The sequence below is a fragment of the Jatrophihabitans sp. sgz311053 genome (assembly GCF_056135305.1).
The window spans coordinates 1,492,521-1,510,050 of sequence record NZ_JBWAXP010000002.1; the positions used below are offsets into that span (position 1 = coordinate 1,492,521).

A 17,530-nucleotide genomic window follows, 5' to 3' on the forward strand; every position below is an offset into this window, starting at 1 on the left:
CGGGCTGCGCGCTACGGCGTGGGTGGGACGCCCCACCGCAGGTCGACGCTGAGGTCCCCTCCGCGCAGCGGGCGGTGCCCGACCAGTTTCTCGGTGTCGCGGCGCGCGCGTCGCAATTCGGCGGCGACCTCACGCGAGCTCTTCAGCGGTGTGCGGGCGGTCCGCCGCCGCAGCCAGGTCGCGATCCGCATGCTCTCGATTGTGCGCCCGGCTGTGAGTCACGGGCAACAGAGAGACTGAGAGGCATGCGGATCGCCGTCGTCTCCGACACGCACTCGCCCCGGTTCTGGAAGGCCTGCCCGCCGGCCCTCGCGCGGCGGCTGGAGGGGGCCGACGCGATTCTGCACGCCGGGGACGTCTGCCGGGTCGAGACGCTGGACGAGCTGGCGGCCTTCGCGCCGGTGCACGTGGTGCTGGGCAACAACGACGGGCCGGACGTGGCCGCCTGGGGCGCGCCCGAACGGCTCGAGCTGGACCTTGGCGGCCTGCTGGTCGGGATGGTCCGCGACAGCGGCCCCGCCCGCGGCCGCGCGCCCCGGCTGCGGCGGATGTTCCCGGCCGCCTCGCTGGTCGTCTTCGGCCACTCGCACATCCCGTGGGACGAGACCGTCGACGGGCAGCGGGCCCTCAATCCCGGTTCGCCGACCGACAAGCGGCGACAGCCCACGGGCACGATGGCCGAGCTGGTCGTCGAGGACGGTGCCCTCGCGTCGGCCCGGATCGTGCCCGTGGGCTGATCGGCTACGCGTGTGTCAGCGGCGGTGCCGCCCGCCGGCCACGGCGTCCTCGTAGGCGGCCTCCTCGCCGAGGATGGCCGGGGTGGCGAGGGCGGCACCCTCGCGGGCCAGGCCGTCCTCCATCCGCTCGACGACGGTCTCTCCGGCGGCGCCGGCCGTGCCGTCACTGTCGGCGTGGACGAACTTCTTGCCCCGCATGAGCGACGCGCCGGCTGCGATGAGCAGCATGACGATCGAGGCGGTGAAGGCGATGGCCAGGCCGTGCCGGAACGGGTCGGAGATGAGGTCCGGGAAGAACGAGCCGCTGTAGATCTTGTCCGCCACCTGCGGGCTGGCGTCGGGCACCAGCTCCTTGATCGGGTTGCCCCCGAGGAAGGCGGCGAAGAGGATCCCGACGGGGGAGGCGTGTGAGACGGCGTCGGCCTGTCCCACGGGAACCCCGGCCTGAGCCAGTCCGGAGCTCATGGCTCCGGGCAGCCGGCTGGCCAGACCCACCGCCATCAGCGTGAAGAACCCACCCATGGAGAGCACCATGCCCGCGTTCATGCCGGTGGCCCGGATGCCCGAGGCGGCGCCACGGGAACTGGCAGGCACGGCATTCATGATCGCCGCGGAGTTCGGCGCGGACATCAGACCCATGCCGATGCCGTTGAGGGCGATCAGCGCAGCGAAGAGCACGTAGTTGAAGTTCGCCGGCAGCAGGATGAGGCCGAGGAAGGTCGCCGCGGTCAGCAGCAGGCCACCGGTGGCGAAGGCGCGCGCACCCAGCCGATCGGAGAGCGCCCCCGAGGCCGGTCCCGCGATGAGGAAGCCGAGGGTCAGCGGCACCATGTAGATGCCGGCCCAGAGCGGGGTGTCCTCGAACTTGTAGCCGTGCAGCGGCAGCCAGATGCCCTGCAGCCAGATGATGAGCATGAACTGCAGGCCACCGCGCGACATGGAGGCCAGCAGGTTCACCGTCTGGCCCGCGGCGAAGGCGCGGATCTTGAAGAGCTTCATGTCGATCATCGGGTCGGTGACGCGGTTCTCGATCATGACGAAGGCGACGAGCAGCACGATGCCCGCGATCACGCAGGAGAGCACCATCGGCGACGTCCAGCCCATGGTGTGGCCGCCGTAGGGCTGCAGGCCGTAGGTGACGCCGACGAGCAGCGCGATGAGGCCGACGCCGAAGGCGAGGTTGCCCCACCAGTCGATGACGACGCGCTTGGTGGCGTCACGCGGCTTGTCGTGCAGCGTCTTGTAGCCCATGTACGTGCCCCACAGGCCGATCGGCACCGAGACCCAGAAGACGGCGCGCCAGTCCCACTCGGAGAGGATGCCGCCGATGATGAGGCCGAGGAACGACCCGGCCAGGGCCGCCACCTGATTCACGCCGAGGGCGAAGCCGCGGCGGTTGGCCGGGAAGGCGTCGGTGATGATGGCCGTCGAGTTGGCCATCAGCATCGCGCCGCCGACGCCCTGCACAACACGCCACAGGATGATCTCCAGCGCACCGGCTGCGCCGCCGTTCGGGACGAGCGCGCAGCCGATGGAACCGGCCGTGAAGATGGCGAAGCCGAGGTTGAAGAGCTTTGCGCGCCCGTACTGGTCGCCGAGCCGGCCGAAGGTCACCACCAGCACGGCCGTGACGAGCAGGAAGCCCATCAGCATCCACAGCAGGTAGGAGATGTTCTCCGGCGCCAGCGGATTGAGGCCCAGCCCGCGGAAGATCGCGGGGAGCGAGATGAGCAGGATCGACGAGTTCAGCGTCGCGGCGAGGATGCCGACGGTGGTCACCGACAGTGCGGTGCGGCGCTCGTGCGCGGCGCGACGCTCGCGCTGGGCGGCGTCGCTCTGGTCAACGATGTGGGACACGGATTCAACCCTTCTTTCGTTAGCCATGCTAACTACTTATCCGGTACCCGGGAACCAGGCAGGGCAGTGCGACACGCCACTTAGACTCAGACGTGTGACGGTGCAACCCATCCGGCTGTTCGGCGACCCGGTCCTGCGCACACCCGCCGAGGTGGTGACGACCTTCGACAAGGAGCTGCGCGTCCTGGTCGCCGACCTCGCCGAGACGATGATGGACGCGCCGGGGCAGGGGCTCGCCGCACCGCAGATCGGCGTCGGGCTGCGGGTCTTCACCTATCACATCCGCGACGGCGGCGGCACCGGTCACCTCGTCAACCCCGTGCTGCACTTCCCGAGCGACGAGGAGCAGGACGGCCCCGAAGGCTGCCTCTCCATCCCCGGCCTGCAGTTCGACTGCGTCCGCAAGGAGCACGTCGTGGCGCACGGCCAGAACATGTACGGCGACCCGGTCACCATCGAAGGCAGCGCCATGCTGTCGCGGGCGATCCAGCACGAGACCGATCACCTCGACGGCGTGCTCTTCGTCGACCGTCTCGACCGCGAGGCGCGCAAGGCCGCCATGAAGGCGATCCGCGAGGCGGAGTGGAACGGCGAGGCCGTCCCGACGTTCAAGATCAGCCCGCACGACTCCGGGACGCGATAGCCCGATGCGTCTCGTCTTCGCCGGCACTCCCGCGCCGGCCGTCCCGACCCTGTGCGCGCTGCTGGACGCCCCGCAGCACGACGTCGTCGCCGTCGTCACCCGGCCGCCGGCCCGTGCCGGCCGGGGCCGGCGCGCCACCGAGTCGCCCGTCGCCGCCACCGCCGCCGAGGCCGGCATCCCGGTGCTGACCCCGGCCCGACCCGGCGACCCCGATTTCCTGCGCGAGCTCGCCGAGCTCGAGCCCGACTGCTGTCCGGTCGTCGCCTACGGCGCGCTGCTGCCGCCGGCCGCATTGGACGTGCCGCGACACGGCTGGGTCAACCTGCACTTCTCGCTGCTGCCGGCGTGGCGGGGCGCGGCTCCGGTCCAGCATGCGGTCCTGCACGGCGACGACGTCACCGGCGCCTCCACCTTCCTCATCGAGCAGGGGCTGGACACCGGCCCGGTCTTCGGTGTCGTCACCGAGAGCATCCGGCCCGGTGACACCTCCGGCGACCTGCTCGACCGGCTCGCGACCAGCGGCGCCGGACTGATGGTGGCCACCATGGACGGCATCGCCGACGGCTCGCTCGTGCCGGTGCCGCAGGCCGCCGACGGTGTCTCCTTCGCCCCCAAGATCACCGTCGCCGACGCACAGATCGACTGGACACAGCCGGGACGACACGTCGAGCGGCTGACCCGCGCCTGCTGGCCGGCGCCCGGGGCCTGGACCACCTTCCGCGATGACCGGCTCAAGCTGGGTGCGGCGGCGGTCCGGGCGGGCAACGACCTCGCCCCCGGTGAGCTGCGGGTAGCCAGGGACACCGTCCTCGTCGGCACCGGCAGCCTGGATCTCGCCCTGGGCGACGTTCAACCGCCGGGCAAGAAGCCGATGCCGGCCGCCGACTGGGCGCGGGGCGCCCGGCTCGAGGCGGGGGAGCGACTTGGCTGAGCAGCAGGGGCGCCGTCCGCCGTCGGGGCGTCGCCGGCCGTCCGGACCCCGGCGTCCCGCCCGCCCCGCGGCCCCAGCGGATCCGGCCCGACAGGCGGCCTACGACGTGCTGCGGGCGGTCTCGGCCGACGACGCCTACGCCAACCTCGTGCTGCCCAAGCTGCTGGCCGACCGCGGCATCACCGGCCGGGACGCGGCACTGGCCACCGAGCTGGGCTACGGCACGCTGCGCAGCACCGGCACCCTCGACGCCGTGCTGGCCCGCTGCGTGGACCGTCCGCTCGGCGAGGTCGACCCCGCGGTGCTGGACCTGCTGCGGCTGGGCAGTTACCAGGCGCTGCGCACCCGCGTCCCCGCCCACGCCGCAGTCGCGACGATCGTCGACCTCGCCCGCGCCTCGGGGCAAGGCCGCGCCTCGGGCTTCGTCAACGCGGTGCTTCGCAAGACGACCCGGCACGACTGGGACGGCTGGCTGGCCGAGCTCACGGCCGAGCCCGGCCTCGATCCGCTGGCGGCCGTGGCGCTGCGCACCGCCCACCCCCGCTGGATCGCCGAGGTCTTCGCCGCTGCGCTGGGCCACGACGCCACCGAGACCGAGCGCGCGCTCGCGGCCGACGACGAGCGCCCGGTCACGCACCTGGTCGCCTGGCCGGGACGCAGCACCCGCGACGAGCTGCTCGGCGAGCCGGCCGCGCAGCCCGGCCCCTACTCGCCGTACGCCGTCCGGCTCGCCGCGGGCGACCCCGCGGCGATCGCGGCGATCCGCGAGCGACGCGCCGGGGTGCAGGACGAGGGCAGCCAGCTCTGTGCGCTCGCGCTGGCCGCTGCGCCGCTCGACGGCCCCGACGAGACCTGGCTGGACGCCTGCGCCGGCCCCGGCGGCAAGGCGGCGCTGCTCGCGGCGCTCGCGGCCGGACGCGGGGCCCGGCTGGTGGCCAACGAGGTCCGGGACCACCGCGCCGATCTCGTCCGGCGGGTCACCGCCCCCTGGGACGTCGAGGTCCGCGTCGGCGACGCCCGCGAGCTGACCGGACAGTTCGACAGGGTGCTCGTGGACGCCCCCTGCACCGGCCTCGGCGCACTGCGGCGACGTCCGGAGGCCCGCTGGCGCCGCGACCCCGCCGATGTCGCCGCGCTCACCGTCCTGCAGCGCGAGCTGCTCGATCACGCGCTGCGGCTGACCCGCCCCGGCGGCGTCGTCGCCTACGTCACCTGCTCGCCGCATCCGGCCGAGACGGTCGAGGTGGTCGCGGGTCGGGAGCTGATCGACGCCCGCCCCCACTTCGCCGGAGTCGACCACCTCGGCGACGGGCCCACCGTGCAGCTCTGGCCGCACCGGCACGGCACCGACGCGATGTTCTGCGCCCTCATCCGGGCCTGACCCTCACCCCGCCTCACCCACGTCACCCCGCCTCACCCGTGCGCGCTCTCGGTGCCGAGTGGTCGATTTCCGCGTCGAGTGGTCGCGGCGCCAGCGACCACTCGACGCGGAAATCGACCACTCGCGCGGGAGGAGGGGGCGGGGGAAGCTGGGGAGGGCGCCGGGGAAGCGGGGAGGACGCGGGGAAGCCGGGGTGAGAGCGGGGCGGGGAAGCGGGGGTGAGAGCGGGGTGGAGGTGCAGGTTCCGGGGCCGGCGGAGGCCCCGCCCTAGACTCGGCACCGTGTCCCGTGCCGTCCCCTCCACCTCCGCCGCCGGTGGCGCCGAACCGATGATCGCGCCGAGCATCCTCTCGGCCGACTTCGCCCGTCTCGCCGAGGCGGCCGACTCCGTCGATGCCGCCGACTGGCTGCACGTCGACGTCATGGACAACCACTTCGTCCCCAACCTCACGCTGGGCCTGCCGGTGGTGAAGAGCCTGTACCGCGCCTCGGGCGTGCCGCTGGACTGCCACCTCATGATCGACGACCCCGGCCGCTGGGCGCCGGGGTACGCCGAGGCCGGGGCGAGCAACGTGACCTTCCACATCGAGGCCGCCGGCAGTGACGAGGTGGCGATCCAGACGGCGCGGGCGATCCGCAAGGCCGGCGCGCTGGCCGGCCTGTCGGTCAAGCCCGGCACCCCGCTGGAGCCGTACCTCGACGTGCTGCGCGAGTTCGACACGCTGCTGGTGATGACCGTCGAGCCCGGTTTCGGGGGCCAGGCCTTCATGGCCGAGGTGCTGCCGAAGGTGCGGCTCGCTCGCGAGCACGTGCGCGCCGGCCACCTGCGGCTCTTCGTCGAGGTCGACGGCGGCATCGCCCCGGAGACCATCGAGGCCGCCGCCGAGGCCGGCGCCGACGTCTTCGTCGCGGGGTCGGCGGTCTTCGGCGCCGACGATCCCGGCCGCGCGGTCGCGGCGCTGCGCGAGCAGGCCCGGGCCGCCATGGCGCGTTCGTGAACGAGCGTCCGGAGCCGGCCCTCGCCTCCGAGGCCGAGGTGGCGGCGATGCACCGCGCCCTCGCCCTGGCCGAGACCGTGCGCGGTCACACCGCACCCAACCCCGCGGTGGGGGCCGTCGTCCTGGACGCCGACGGCGCGCTCGCCGGCGAGGGAGCCACCGCGCCCGCCGGCGGTCCGCACGCCGAGGTGGTGGCGCTGGGTCACGCCGGCGACCGTGCTCGCGGTGGCACCGCCGTCGTCACCCTGGAGCCCTGTGCGCACACCGGTCGCACCGGACCCTGCGCCGAGGCGCTGCTCGCCGCCGGCATCAGCCGGGTCGTCTACGCGGTCACCGACCCCAACCCGGAGGCCGCCGGCGGCGCCGCGCGGCTGCGGGAGGCCGGCGTCCGCGTCGTCGCCGGGGTGGAGGAGCACGCCGCGGCCAGCGGCGCGCTGCGTCCCTGGCTGCACGCGATGCGCACCGGTCGCCCCTTCGTGACGTGGAAGTACGCCGCCACCCTGGACGGCCGCGTCGCCGCGGCAGACTGGTCGGCCCGCTGGATCTCCTCGGCGATCTCACGCGCCGACGCGCACCGCATCCGGGCCGTGGTGGACGCCATCCTCGTCGGCAGCGGCACCGTCCTGGCCGACGACCCGCACCTGACGGTGCGCCCCGACCCCGGTGGCGTCACGGCCGACGGCGAGCCCGAGGCCCGCGTCGCGGTGCTGCGGCAGCCGCTGCGCGTCGTGCTGGACCGTCGCCGCCGGGTACCCGACGACGCGCGGGTTCTCGACGACGCCGCCGAGACCCTCGTCCTGGACACCGCGGTGCCCCAGTTCGCGCTCAAGGCGCTCTTCGACCGGGGCGTGCGGCACGTCCTGCTCGAAGGCGGACCGACGCTGGCGGGGGCCTTCGTGGAGGCGCGCTGCGTCGACGAGATCGTCGTCTACCTCGCGCCCAAGCTCCTCGGCGCCGGGCCCGCCGCGTTGGGGGACGCGGGCATCGGAACAGTGGCGGACGCCGCGACGTTGGACATCGAGTCGGTCAGCAGGCTGGGCGACGACATCAAGGTGGTGGCCCGGCCGAGCTGGGCCGAGCACACCACGGACTGACAGACCGAGGCAGGGGACAACAGGTGTTCACCGGGATCGTGGAAGAGGTCGGCGAGGTCGTCTCGCTCGACCAGCCGGCCGAGTCGGCCGTGCTCACCGTCCGTGCGGCGCGGATCACCGACGACATCAGCCACGGCGCCTCCATCGCCGTCAACGGCGTCTGCCTGACGGTCGTCGGGTGGGAGGCTGCCGGTGACGCCACCGCCACCGACCTGCGGATCGCCTTCGACGTCATGGGGGAGACGCTCAAGCGCTCCTCGCTCGGCGGGCTCGCCGCGGGCGACCGGGTCAACCTCGAGCGGGCCGTCCGGGCGGACAGCCGCCTCGACGGCCACGTCGTCCAGGGTCACGTCGACGGCACCGGGGTGGTGCTGAGCCGCACCCCCGGTGACGTGTGGGAGACGGTGCGCTTCGGCCTCGGTCCCGATCTGGCCCGCTACGTCGCCGAGAAGGGCTCGGTCGCCGTCGACGGCGTCTCGCTCACCGTCTCGGCCGTCGGACCGGACTGGTTCGAGGTGGGCTTGATCCCAGAGACCTTGCGAGCCACCACCCTCGGCGGCAAGGCTGCCGGGAACCCCGTGAATCTCGAAGTGGACGTACTCGCGAAGTACGTCGCCCGATTGGTGGAGACGCGCTCATGATCAGGCTGGACTCCATCGAACGCGCCATCACCGACATCAAGTCGGGCAAGGCGGTCGTGGTCATCGACGACGAGGACCGCGAGAACGAGGGCGACATCATCTTCGCCGCCGAGCTCGCCACGCCCGAGCTCGTGGCCTTCATGGTCCGCTACACCTCGGGCTACATCTGCGTGCCGGTGCAGGAGACCGACGCCGACCGGCTCGACCTGCCGCCGATGTTCCACACCAACCAGGACCGCCGCGGGACGGCGTACACCGTCACCGTGGACGCCCGCGAGGGCGTCTCGACCGGCATCTCGGCCGCCGACCGCGCCCACACCATCCGGCTGCTGGCCTCGCCCGACTCCAACGCGGCAGACTTCTCCCGCCCCGGCCACGTCGTCCCGCTGCGGGCCAAGGACGGCGGCGTGCTCCGTCGCCCCGGTCACACCGAGGCCGCCGTGGACCTCGCCCAGCTCGCCGGGCTGCACCCGGCCGGTGTGCTCTGCGAGGTCGTCAGCGAGAAGGACCCGGCGGGCATGGCGCGCGCCGACGAGCTGCGCGAGTTCGCCGACACCCACGATCTGGCACTGATCTCGATCGCCGACCTCATCGCCTACCGTCGCCGGTTCGAGAAGCTGGTCAAGCGCGTCGCCTCGGCGCGGGTGCCGCTGCGCTACGGCGCGTACACCGCCTTCGGTTACAGCTCCAGCTACGACAACCGGGAGCACCTCGCCTTCGTCTACGGCGACCTCGCCGACGGCGAGGACGTGCTGGTCCGGGTCCACTCGGAGTGCCTCACCGGCGACGTCTTCGGCTCGCTGCGCTGCGACTGCGGTCCGCAGCTGGACGCCGCGCTGGCGGCCATCGCCGACGAGGGGCGCGGGGTCGTGCTCTACATGCGCGGTCACGAGGGGCGCGGCATCGGCCTGCTGCACAAGCTGCAGGCCTACCAGCTGCAGGACGCCGGCGCCGACACCGTCGACGCCAACCTCGAGCTCGGCCTCCCCGCCGACGCCCGCGACTACGGCACCGGGGCGCAGATCCTCGTCGACCTCGGCGTCCACTCGATGCGCCTGCTCAGCAACAACCCCTCCAAGCGCGCCGGCCTGGAGGGCTACGGGCTGCGCATCATCGGCCGGGAGCCGCTGCCGGTGCACGCCAACCCGGAGAACCTGCGCTACCTGCAGACCAAGCGCGACCGGATGGGTCACGACGCGGACTTCTTCGACGACCCGGACCCTGTCTCGAGCGGCGCCGAGGAGGCGTCCTCGTGAGCGGGCACGGCTCACCGGAGCTGCAGGTGGCGGGGGCCGAGAAGCTGCGGGTCGTCGTCCTGGCCAGCCAGTGGCACGAGCAGGTGATGAACGGCCTGCTCGACGGTGCCCGCCGCGCCCTGGCCGATGCCGGCGTCACGGCGGTCACCGAGCTGCGGGTGCCCGGCACCTTCGAGCTGCCGGTCGCTGCCTCCCGGCTGGCCGGGTCCGTCGATGCGATCGTGGCGCTCGGCGTGGTCATCCGCGGCGGGACGCCACACTTCGACTACGTCTGCCAGGCCGCCACGCTGGGTCTCACCACCGTCGCCGAGCGCACCGGGGTCCCGGTGGGCTTCGGCGTGCTGACGTGCGACGACGAGCAGCAGGCCCTGGACCGTGCCGGCCTGCCCGGCTCGGCCGAGGACAAGGGTTACGAGGCGACCGCCGCCGCGCTCGCGACGGCGGTCCTGCTCGCCGACCACCCGCGAGGGTGACCTCCGTCGAGTGCCGTGCCTGCCGGCCGCGGTCCCGCTAGGGTCGACACCGGTACCAGGTAACTCTCCGGCACTGGCGACGGAAAGGCAGAACAGCGATGGGCTCCTACCAGACCGTGGTCGTCGGCACCGACGGCTCCGAGACCTCCTTCAGGGCCGTGGAGCGTGCCGCCGAACTGGCACGTGACGCCGGCGCGACCCTGCTCATCGCCTGCGCCTACGAGCCGGGCAAGGCCGACACCGCCGCGATGGACGTCCTCGGCGAGGACGCGGCGTATCAGGTCGTCGGCTCCGCCCCGGCCGAGGACTCGGTCCGCACCGCCCGCGAACGCGCCACCGCCGCGGGGGCCACCGCGATCGAGACAGTCGTCGTGCAGGGCAAGCCGGCCCAGACCCTGCAGCGGATCGTCACCGACCGCAACGCCGACCTCTGCGTCGTCGGCAACCGGGGACTGAACACCCTCGCCGGCCGGATCATCGGCTCGGTGCCGCAGGACATCATCCGGCACATGCCGATCGACGTCCTGGTCGTGCACACCACCTGAGCGACGTGAGCGACGACGCCGCCGCGGGGCCGGCCGGTCCGGAGAGCCCTGATCGGGAGGGCCCTGATCCGGACGGCCCTGATCCGGACGGCCCTGATCCGGAGGGGCCGGCCATCGCCGAGGCGATCGTGCAGGCGCCGGCCGATCTCGACATCGGTCGGCTCTTCGAGCGGGTGGAGCAGACCTTGCTCGGTGGTGAGCGGCACTACACCCCGGAGCAGGTCGCCGAGCGCAGCGGCGCCTCGCGCGAGGAGATCCGCCTGCTCTGGCGTGCCCTCGGCTTCGCCACCGGTGGCGACGACGAGGCGGTCTACACCGACGGTGACATCGAGGCCGTCCGCACCATCGGCGAGCTGCGCGACCTCGGCTTCGAGGACCCCGACGTCATCGCGGCCATGACCCGGCTCTTCGGTCAGACCTTCTCCCGGTTGGCGTCCTGGCAGGGACAGCTGATGCTCGAACTGCTCGCCGCCCGGCCGGAGCTGCTGCGCTCCGAGGACGCCCTGCTGGAGCTGCTCGAGCAGATCGGGCCCCGGATGGAGAGCCTGCAGGCCTATGTCTGGCGGCGGCAGCTGGTCGCCTTCTTCGCCCGCGCCGCGTCCCGGGTCGAGGCCCCGGCCGACGGCGCCGAGGCGCCAGGGATGTCGGGGTCGCTGGCCACCGACCTGGCCATCGGCTTCGTGGACATGTCCGGCTTCACCGCGCTGACCCGGCGGGCGAGCGAGGCCGAGCTGCGCGCCCTGCTCGACCGCTTCGAGACGCTGGCCACCACGATCGTCGGCGAGCACGGCGGCAGGATCGTCAAGACGATCGGCGACGAGGTGCTCTTCCAGGCCGACGCTGCGGCCGATGCCGCCGAGATCGCCCTGGACCTCGTCGAGCGGGCCGCCGCCGACGACACCATGCCGCAGCTGCGGGGCGGCGTGGCCTACGGTCCGGTGGTGAGCCGGCTCGGCGACGTCTACGGCTCCACGGTGAACATCGCCAGCCGGCTGGTGTCGATCAGCCGACCGGGGACGGTCCTGGTCGACAAGGTCATGCGGGAGCGGCTGCAGGGCGACAGCCGGTACTACCTCAAGACGGTCCGGCCGGAGTCCGTGCGTGGCTTCAGTCACCTGCGGCCCTGGCGGCTGCGCCGGGCTGAACGCTGAGCCCGATACGCTGACGTCCGCCATGAAGACCTTCGATCAGCTCTTCGCCGAGCTCACCGACCGGCAGCGCGACCGGCCGGCGGGTTCCGGCACCGTCGACGCGCTCGACGCCGGCGTCCACGCCCAGGGCAAGAAGGTGGTCGAGGAGGCCGCCGAGGTGTGGATGGCCGCCGAGCACGAGTCGGTGGACCGGACCGCCGAGGAGATCAGCCAGCTGCTGTACCGGATCCAGGTGATCATGCTGGGCAAGGGCGTGTCGCTCGAGGACGTCTACCGACATCTGTAGGTCGTGCCGTCCCGTCCCGACTCCCCGATAGGCCCCGTCATGCTCCGCATCGCCGTTCCCAACAAGGGATCACTCTCCGAACCCGCCAGCCAGATGCTCGTCGAGGCCGGCTACCGCCAGCGCAGCGACAGCCGTGAGCTCGTTCTGCAGGACGCCGACAACGACACCGAGTTCTTCTTCCTCCGCCCGCGTGACATCGCCGTCTACGTCGGTTCGGGACAGTTGGACGTCGGCATCACCGGCGAGGACCTGCTGCTCGACTCCGGCGCCGCCGCCGAGGCCGTCCTGCCGCTCGGCTTCGCCGGCTCCACCTTCCGGTGGGCCGCCATGCCCGGAACGCTCGCCTCGCTGGCCGACCTGCCCGGCAAGCGCATCGCCACCGCCTACAGCGGCGTGGTCGAGGCCTGGCTGCGCGAACGCGGCATCAGCGCCGAGGTGATCAAGCTCGACGGTGCCGTCGAGACCTCGGTGAAGCTCGGCGTCGCCGACGTCATCGCCGATGTCGTCTCCACCGGCACCACGCTGCGCAACGCCGGTCTGGAGATCGTCGGCGAGCCGTTGCTCACCAGCCAGGCGGTGCTCATCCGCCGTCGGGGTGCCGCGGAGTCACCGGTCGTCGACCAGCTCGTGCGACGGCTGCAGGGCGTCATCATCGCCCGGCAGTACGTCCTCATGGACTACGACATCGAGCAGGATCTCGTCGAGCGGGCCGTCGCCATCACGCCGGGCTTCGAGTCCCCGACGGTGTCACCGCTGAAGACCGAGGGCTGGTGCGCGGTGCGGTCGATGGTGAAGAAGCGCGAGACCAACGCCGTCATGGACCAGCTCTGGGATCTCGGTGCCCGCGCCATCCTGGTGACCCCGATCGCCGCCTGCCGGCTCTGAACGGGTCGCTGTGACGGGGTCTCAGGGTGAGGGGCGCACAATGGCGGGCGTGACCGAGCCGACGTCCCCCGATACCGGCACCGCCTCCGCCACGTCCGGCACCGGCGTGGTCGTGCAGGCGCGTCCGCTCAAGACCGCCCGCATCGCCAACGCCTGCGCGGCGGTCGCCGTCATCGTCTTCGTGGTGGTGGCGCTGGTGATGAAGCGGGACAACGCCGGCGCGTACTTCGCCCAGACCGACCAGATCTTCACGGTCGTGCTGGGTCTCATCGTCGCCGGCGGGCTGCGGCTGCCGGCCCGTCCCCGCCTCTACGCCGACGCCGAGGGGGTGCGCACCAAGGGTTACCTCGGCAACTGGCGCAGCATCCCCTGGGAGGCGATCGTCGCCGTCGAGTTCCCCAAGTCGGTGCGCTTCGCCCAGCTGCGGCTCCCGGCCGACGAGCGACTCGCGGTCTATGCCGTGCAGCGTCTGGACGGCGAGCACGCCGTCGCCGCCATGCGCGGGCTGCGCGCACTGCACGCCGCGAGCCGCGCCGACGCCTGATCGAACGCCGGAAACCCCGCTGTGACACGGAGGGGCCATGGTGCAGCGATGTTCGATCTGACAGGACGCCGCGCGCTCGTGACCGGATCGGTGCGCGGTCTGGGTCTGGAGATGGCGCGCGGTCTCGCGCGCGCGAAGGCGACCGTGTGGCTCAACGGCCGCGACGCGGTGACGGTGGCGCAGGCCGCCGCGTCGCTGCGCGGCGACGGGCTGGACGTGCGGGCGGCGGCGTTCGACGTCACCGACATCGACCGTGCGCCCGAGTGGCTGAGCGGCCTCGGCGAGCTGGACATCCTGGTGAACAACGTCGGCCACCGTGACCGTCGGGGCGCCGACGCTGTCGCGCCCGCCGACCTCACGCGCATGCTCGACGTGCACGTCGTCGCGGCGTACTGCCTCTCACGCCGCTTCGCCACCGAGCTGGCACGCCGGTCCGCCCCCGGCCGGATCGTCAACATCTCGTCGGTCATGGGTCGTCTCGGCCGCCGCGGCGATGTCGCCTACCCGGTCGCCAAGGCCGCGGTGGAGGGGATGACCCGCGCGCTGGCGACCGAGCTGGGCGGTGACGGGATCACGGTCAACGCCGTCGCGCCGGGAACCTTCGCCACCGACGTCAACGCGCAGCTGGCCGACGACCCCGACTGGCTGTCCTGGCTGGACACCCGCACGGCGCTGGGCCGCTGGGGGCGTGCCGAGGAGATCGCCGGGGCGGTGGTGTTCCTCGCCTCCGACGAGGCCTCGTTCGTCACCGGGCAGACCCTCGCCGTCGACGGTGGTCTGCTCACCACCTTCTGACCTCCCGTCGCCGGGGTGCGACCCTGCCGCTGTCACCGCGGCGAGATGCAGCGGGAATGCAGCGTTTACGTCGCGGGGTGCCGCGGTTAGGTTCAGATCATGGCCGAGAGCACGCTGTCGAACCTGTCCAACGAAGAGCGCCGCTACGAGCCGTCGGCCGCATTCGCCGCCGGCGCCAACGTCGGGGCCGACGCCTACGCCGAGGCCGACGCCGACCGGCTCGCGTTCTGGGCCAAGGCTGCCGAGCGTTTGAGCTGGGCCCAGCAGTGGGACGAGGTCCTCGACTGGTCCGACAAGCCCTTCGCCAAGTGGTTCGTCGGCGGCAAGCTCAACGTCGCCTACAACTGCGTCGACCGGCACGTCGAGGACGGCCACGGCGACCAGGTCGCGATCAACTGGGAGGGCGAGCCCGCCGGCGACGCACGGACGATCACGTACAGCCAGCTCAAGGACGACGTCTGCCGGGCCGCCAACACGCTGGTCGAGCTCGGCGTGCAGACCGGCGACCGGGTCGCCATCTACATGCCGATGATCCCCGAGACGATCGTCGCCATGCTGGCCTGTGCTCGGCTCGGCGCCCCGCACACCGTCGTCTTCGGCGGCTTCTCCTCGGCGGCGCTCTCGGACCGCATCACCGACTGCGAGGCCCACGTCGTCATCACCGCTGACGGTGGCTACCGGCGCGGTGAGCCGTCCGCCCTCAAGCCGGCCGTGGACGAGGCGCTCACCAAGTGCCCCGACGTCCGCTCCGTCCTCGTCGTCAAGCGCACCGGCCAGGACGTCGACTGGACCGAGGGCCGGGACGTCTGGTGGCACGACACCGTCGAGCAGGCGAGCACCGAGCACGAGTGCGAGTTCTTCGACGCCGAGCACCCGCTCTTCGTCATGTACACCTCCGGCACCACCGGCAAGCCGAAGGGAATCCTGCACACCTCAGGCGGCTACCTGACCCAGGCGGCCTACACGCACTGGGCCGTCTTCGACCTGAAGCCGGAGTCGGACCTCTACTGGTGCGGGGCGGACATCGGCTGGATCACCGGCCACAGCTACCTGGTCTACGGACCGCTGGCCAACCGGACGACCTCGCTGGTCTACGAGGGGACGCCGAACTACCCGGACAACCACCGCTTCTTCGACATGATCGAGCGGCACAAGGTGACGATCCTCTACATCGCGCCGACGCTGATCCGGACCTTCATGAAGTGGGGACCCGAGATCCCCGCCGCGCACGACCTGAGCTCGCTGCGGCTGCTCGGCTCGGTCGGCGAGCCGATCAACCCCGAGGCGTGGGTCTGGTACCGCGAGAACATCGGCGGCGGCACCGCCCCCATCGTCGACACCTGGTGGCAGACCGAGACCGGCGCGCTCATGATCAGTCCGCTGCCGGGCGTCTCGACGCTCAAGCCGGGGTCCGCGATCGGGCCGCTGCCCGGCATCGGCGCCGACGTCGTCGACAACGACGGCAATCCGGTGGGCGACGGCAACGGCGGCCTGCTCGTCCTCACCGAACCCTGGCCGGCCATGACCCGGGGCATCTGGGGGGACCCGGAGCGCTTCAAGGAGACGTACTGGGACCGCTTCAGCGAACAGGGCTACTACTTCGCCGGCGACGGCGCCAAGCTCGACGACGATGGTGACTACTGGCTGCTCGGCCGGGTGGACGACGTCATGAACGTCTCGGGTCACCGCATCTCGACCACCGAGGTCGAGTCGGCGCTGGTCTCACACCCCAAGGTCGCCGAGGCCGCCGTCGTCGGCGCCTCGGACCCGACGACCGGGCAGGGCATCGTCGCCTTCGTCATCCCACGGGGCACCGGCGAGGGCACCGAGGGCGACGACTTCGTGCAGGAATTGCGCAATCACGTCGCCAACGAGATCGGCAAGATCGCCAAGCCGCGACAGATCATGGTCGTCGCCGAGCTGCCGAAGACCCGGTCGGGGAAGATCATGCGCCGGTTGCTGCGCGATGTCGCCGACCACAAGGAGCTCGGCGACGTCACCACGCTCACGGACTCCTCGGTCATGGATCTGATCCAGCAGAAGTCCGCGGACGCGCCGCAGGAGGACTGAGCAAGCGGCCACCTGGTGCCCACCGGGTGGTGGCACGATGAGCCGCATGGACACAGGCGCACTCTTCCGGCGCGTGGCGGCCGGGGCGAACAAGGCGATGCTGCCGCTGCTGCGGACCGGCCCCGCGCAGAAGCTCCTCGGTTCGTCCTTCGCCACGCTCACCTACACCGGCCGCAAGTCGGGGCGGCAGATCACGCTGCCGGTGAACTACCGCCGCGATAAGGCCACCGGTGACGTCCTGATCCTGGTCGCCGTGCCTACGGCCAAGACGTGGTGGCGGAACTTCACCGGCCCCGGTGCCCCCGTCGATGTCACCCTCGGCGCTACGCAGCATCGCGGCCATGCCGTCGCCACGCAGAACGCCAAGGGTGGCGTGACGGTGCGGGTCAGCCTCGGCTGACACCCAGCCGCGCGGCCAGGGCCATCGCGTCGAACGGCGCGTGCACCTTCACGTCGTTGTCGAAGTGCACCTGGACGTCGTGCCCGGCATCTCGCCACGCGGCGATCCGGCGGGCCCAGCCGTCCAGCGCGGCGTCGGTGTATCCGCTGGTGTACAGCTCGACATCCCCGTGCAGCCGAACGTAGGCCAGGTCGCTCGTCACCTCGTCGAAGCGCGGCCATCGGCCGGCCGTGTCGGCGACGACGAGCGCGATGTGGTGTGCGCGCAGCAGCGCCGGAAACGCCGGGGTCTCGAAGCTGCGGTGCCGCACCTCGAGGGCGTGCCGCAGCGGCCGACGGGTGATCTCGTCGAGGAAGGCGCGTCCGGTCATGCGCTCGTCGTGCCGCCGTGCCAGGACGACGGCCTCGTCCGTACTCCGCGGCAGCAGGCTGAAGAACTCCGCCAGCCGGTCGGGATCGAAACCCAGGGTGGGCGGCAGCTGCCACAGCATCGGCCCGAGCTTGTCGCCGAGGGCGAGCACCCCGGAGGCGAAGAAGTTCGCCAGCGGCGTCGCGACATCGCGCAGCTTCTTCATGTGGGTGACGAAGCGCGGTCCCTTGACGGCGAAGCTGAAATCCGGTGGCGTATCGACGGCCCAGCGGCGGAAGGACTCGGGCTGCTGGAGCGAGTAGAAGGTGCCGTTGATCTCGACGGAGTTGACCTTGCCCGACAGGTACTCCAGCTCCCGGCGGTGCGGCAGCTCCTTCGGGTAGAAGACGCCGCGCCACGGCGGGTACAGCCAGCCGGACGTGCCGATGCGGATCTCACCGCTCACGCCTCGAGCCTGCCCCGCCGACGCGACTG

At 72.2% G+C, this 17,530-nt stretch carries 20 protein-coding genes; 17 read left to right on the plus strand and 3 right to left on the minus strand.

What is annotated here, in order from left to right; translation table 11 throughout:
* Nucleotides 1–11: 11 nt before the first annotated feature.
* Nucleotides 12–191 (minus strand): hypothetical protein, encoded by a 180-nt coding sequence (locus tag AC0NZQ_RS15925; protein ID WP_474530925.1) that lies wholly within the window; start codon nt 189–191, stop codon nt 12–14.
* 54 nt (nt 192–245) lie between these two features.
* Between AC0NZQ_RS15925 and AC0NZQ_RS15930 the strand changes: the two genes are divergently transcribed.
* Nucleotides 246–737, plus strand: a complete 492-nt coding sequence (locus tag AC0NZQ_RS15930) for a metallophosphoesterase family protein (RefSeq protein ID WP_474530926.1) — start codon at nt 246–248, stop codon at nt 735–737.
* 15 nt (nt 738–752) lie between these two features.
* Here AC0NZQ_RS15930 and AC0NZQ_RS15935 read toward each other — a convergent pair whose 3' ends face one another.
* Nucleotides 753–2,621: an MFS transporter gene (locus AC0NZQ_RS15935; protein WP_474530927.1), complete on the minus strand. Its 1,869-nt coding sequence runs from the start codon at nt 2,619–2,621 to the stop codon at nt 753–755.
* Nucleotides 2,622–2,688: 67 nt separating this feature from the next.
* On the opposite strand from AC0NZQ_RS15935, the gene def reads away from it, so the two are divergent.
* From def to AC0NZQ_RS16015, 16 genes are all read left to right on the plus strand, one after another.
* Nucleotides 2,689–3,237: a peptide deformylase gene (def, locus tag AC0NZQ_RS15940; RefSeq protein ID WP_474530928.1), complete on the plus strand. Its 549-nt coding sequence runs from the start codon at nt 2,689–2,691 to the stop codon at nt 3,235–3,237.
* A 4-nt stretch (nt 3,238–3,241) separates the two neighbouring features.
* Nucleotides 3,242–4,168, plus strand: coding sequence for a methionyl-tRNA formyltransferase (gene fmt, locus AC0NZQ_RS15945; protein WP_474530929.1), 927 nt, complete (start codon nt 3,242–3,244; stop codon nt 4,166–4,168).
* Entirely contained in the window at nt 4,161–5,549 is a 1,389-nt protein-coding gene (locus AC0NZQ_RS15950) for an RsmB/NOP family class I SAM-dependent RNA methyltransferase (RefSeq protein WP_474530930.1), read from the plus strand. The genes fmt and AC0NZQ_RS15950 overlap by 8 nt, the downstream gene beginning before the upstream one ends.
* A gap of 329 nt (nt 5,550–5,878) precedes the next feature.
* Complete coding sequence (gene rpe / locus AC0NZQ_RS15955) at nt 5,879–6,547, plus strand: ribulose-phosphate 3-epimerase (RefSeq protein WP_474531422.1); 669 nt, start codon at nt 5,879–5,881, stop codon at nt 6,545–6,547.
* A gap of 47 nt (nt 6,548–6,594) precedes the next feature.
* Nucleotides 6,595–7,641: a bifunctional diaminohydroxyphosphoribosylaminopyrimidine deaminase/5-amino-6-(5-phosphoribosylamino)uracil reductase RibD gene (gene ribD / locus AC0NZQ_RS15960; protein ID WP_474531424.1), complete on the plus strand. Its 1,047-nt coding sequence runs from the start codon at nt 6,595–6,597 to the stop codon at nt 7,639–7,641.
* 23 nt (nt 7,642–7,664) lie between these two features.
* Nucleotides 7,665–8,282 carry a riboflavin synthase gene (locus AC0NZQ_RS15965; protein WP_474530931.1) on the plus strand — a complete coding sequence of 206 codons (618 nt, stop codon included), beginning with the start codon at nt 7,665–7,667 and terminating at the stop codon, nt 8,280–8,282.
* Nucleotides 8,279–9,538, plus strand: a complete 1,260-nt coding sequence (locus AC0NZQ_RS15970) for a bifunctional 3,4-dihydroxy-2-butanone-4-phosphate synthase/GTP cyclohydrolase II (RefSeq protein ID WP_474530932.1) — start codon at nt 8,279–8,281, stop codon at nt 9,536–9,538. Before AC0NZQ_RS15965 ends, AC0NZQ_RS15970 begins: the two co-directional genes overlap by 4 nt.
* Nucleotides 9,535–10,011 (plus strand): 6,7-dimethyl-8-ribityllumazine synthase, encoded by a 477-nt coding sequence (gene ribH, locus AC0NZQ_RS15975; protein ID WP_474530933.1) that lies wholly within the window; start codon nt 9,535–9,537, stop codon nt 10,009–10,011. The genes AC0NZQ_RS15970 and ribH overlap by 4 nt, the downstream gene beginning before the upstream one ends.
* Nucleotides 10,012–10,109: 98 nt before the next feature.
* Nucleotides 10,110–10,556: a universal stress protein gene (locus tag AC0NZQ_RS15980; RefSeq protein ID WP_474530934.1), complete on the plus strand. Its 447-nt coding sequence runs from the start codon at nt 10,110–10,112 to the stop codon at nt 10,554–10,556.
* Nucleotides 10,557–10,561: 5 nt separating this feature from the next.
* Nucleotides 10,562–11,707, plus strand: a complete 1,146-nt coding sequence (locus AC0NZQ_RS15985; RefSeq protein ID WP_474530935.1) for an adenylate/guanylate cyclase domain-containing protein — start codon at nt 10,562–10,564, stop codon at nt 11,705–11,707.
* Nucleotides 11,708–11,729: 22 nt separating this feature from the next.
* The gene (locus AC0NZQ_RS15990) at nt 11,730–11,993 is read left to right on the plus strand and encodes a phosphoribosyl-ATP diphosphatase (protein WP_474530937.1); all 264 of its coding nucleotides are present in this window, start codon (nt 11,730–11,732) and stop codon (nt 11,991–11,993) included.
* Nucleotides 11,994–12,032: 39 nt separating this feature from the next.
* The gene (gene hisG / locus AC0NZQ_RS15995; RefSeq protein WP_474530938.1) at nt 12,033–12,878 is read left to right on the plus strand and encodes an ATP phosphoribosyltransferase; all 846 of its coding nucleotides are present in this window, start codon (nt 12,033–12,035) and stop codon (nt 12,876–12,878) included.
* Nucleotides 12,879–12,927: 49 nt separating this feature from the next.
* A complete protein-coding gene (locus AC0NZQ_RS16000; protein WP_474530939.1) occupies nt 12,928–13,422 on the plus strand; it encodes a PH domain-containing protein in 495 nt (164 codons plus the stop codon).
* A gap of 48 nt (nt 13,423–13,470) precedes the next feature.
* Complete coding sequence (locus AC0NZQ_RS16005; protein WP_474530941.1) at nt 13,471–14,217, plus strand: SDR family oxidoreductase; 747 nt, start codon at nt 13,471–13,473, stop codon at nt 14,215–14,217.
* Nucleotides 14,218–14,316: 99 nt separating this feature from the next.
* Complete coding sequence (gene acs / locus AC0NZQ_RS16010) at nt 14,317–16,287, plus strand: acetate--CoA ligase (protein WP_474530942.1); 1,971 nt, start codon at nt 14,317–14,319, stop codon at nt 16,285–16,287.
* Between the two features lie 46 nt (nt 16,288–16,333).
* Nucleotides 16,334–16,687, plus strand: a complete 354-nt coding sequence (locus tag AC0NZQ_RS16015; RefSeq protein WP_474530944.1) for a hypothetical protein — start codon at nt 16,334–16,336, stop codon at nt 16,685–16,687.
* Here AC0NZQ_RS16015 and AC0NZQ_RS16020 read toward each other — a convergent pair.
* Nucleotides 16,674–17,501, minus strand: a complete 828-nt coding sequence (locus tag AC0NZQ_RS16020) for a DUF72 domain-containing protein (RefSeq protein WP_474530945.1) — start codon at nt 17,499–17,501, stop codon at nt 16,674–16,676. The genes AC0NZQ_RS16015 and AC0NZQ_RS16020 overlap by 14 nt on opposite strands.
* Nucleotides 17,502–17,530: the final 29 nt, after the last annotated feature.

What these genes read in the sequence shown, in the direction of transcription:
- AC0NZQ_RS15925 (WP_474530925.1), bottom strand. Translation starts at nt 191, where the DNA reads ATGCGGATCGCGACCTGGCTGCGGCGGCGGACCGCCCGCACACCGCTG.
- AC0NZQ_RS15930 (WP_474530926.1), top strand. Translation starts at nt 246, where the DNA reads ATGCGGATCGCCGTCGTCTCCGACACGCACTCGCCCCGGTTCTGGAAG.
- AC0NZQ_RS15935 (WP_474530927.1), bottom strand. Translation starts at nt 2,621, where the DNA reads ATGGCTAACGAAAGAAGGGTTGAATCCGTGTCCCACATCGTTGACCAG.
- fmt (WP_474530929.1), top strand. Translation starts at nt 3,242, where the DNA reads ATGCGTCTCGTCTTCGCCGGCACTCCCGCGCCGGCCGTCCCGACCCTG.
- rpe (WP_474531422.1), top strand. Translation starts at nt 5,879, where the DNA reads ATGATCGCGCCGAGCATCCTCTCGGCCGACTTCGCCCGTCTCGCCGAG.
- ribD (WP_474531424.1), top strand. Translation starts at nt 6,595, where the DNA reads ATGCACCGCGCCCTCGCCCTGGCCGAGACCGTGCGCGGTCACACCGCA.
- AC0NZQ_RS15970 (WP_474530932.1), top strand. Translation starts at nt 8,279, where the DNA reads ATGATCAGGCTGGACTCCATCGAACGCGCCATCACCGACATCAAGTCG.
- AC0NZQ_RS15980 (WP_474530934.1), top strand. Translation starts at nt 10,110, where the DNA reads ATGGGCTCCTACCAGACCGTGGTCGTCGGCACCGACGGCTCCGAGACC.
- AC0NZQ_RS15990 (WP_474530937.1), top strand. Translation starts at nt 11,730, where the DNA reads ATGAAGACCTTCGATCAGCTCTTCGCCGAGCTCACCGACCGGCAGCGC.
- hisG (WP_474530938.1), top strand. Translation starts at nt 12,033, where the DNA reads ATGCTCCGCATCGCCGTTCCCAACAAGGGATCACTCTCCGAACCCGCC.
- AC0NZQ_RS16005 (WP_474530941.1), top strand. Translation starts at nt 13,471, where the DNA reads ATGTTCGATCTGACAGGACGCCGCGCGCTCGTGACCGGATCGGTGCGC.
- acs (WP_474530942.1), top strand. Translation starts at nt 14,317, where the DNA reads ATGGCCGAGAGCACGCTGTCGAACCTGTCCAACGAAGAGCGCCGCTAC.
- AC0NZQ_RS16015 (WP_474530944.1), top strand. Translation starts at nt 16,334, where the DNA reads ATGGACACAGGCGCACTCTTCCGGCGCGTGGCGGCCGGGGCGAACAAG.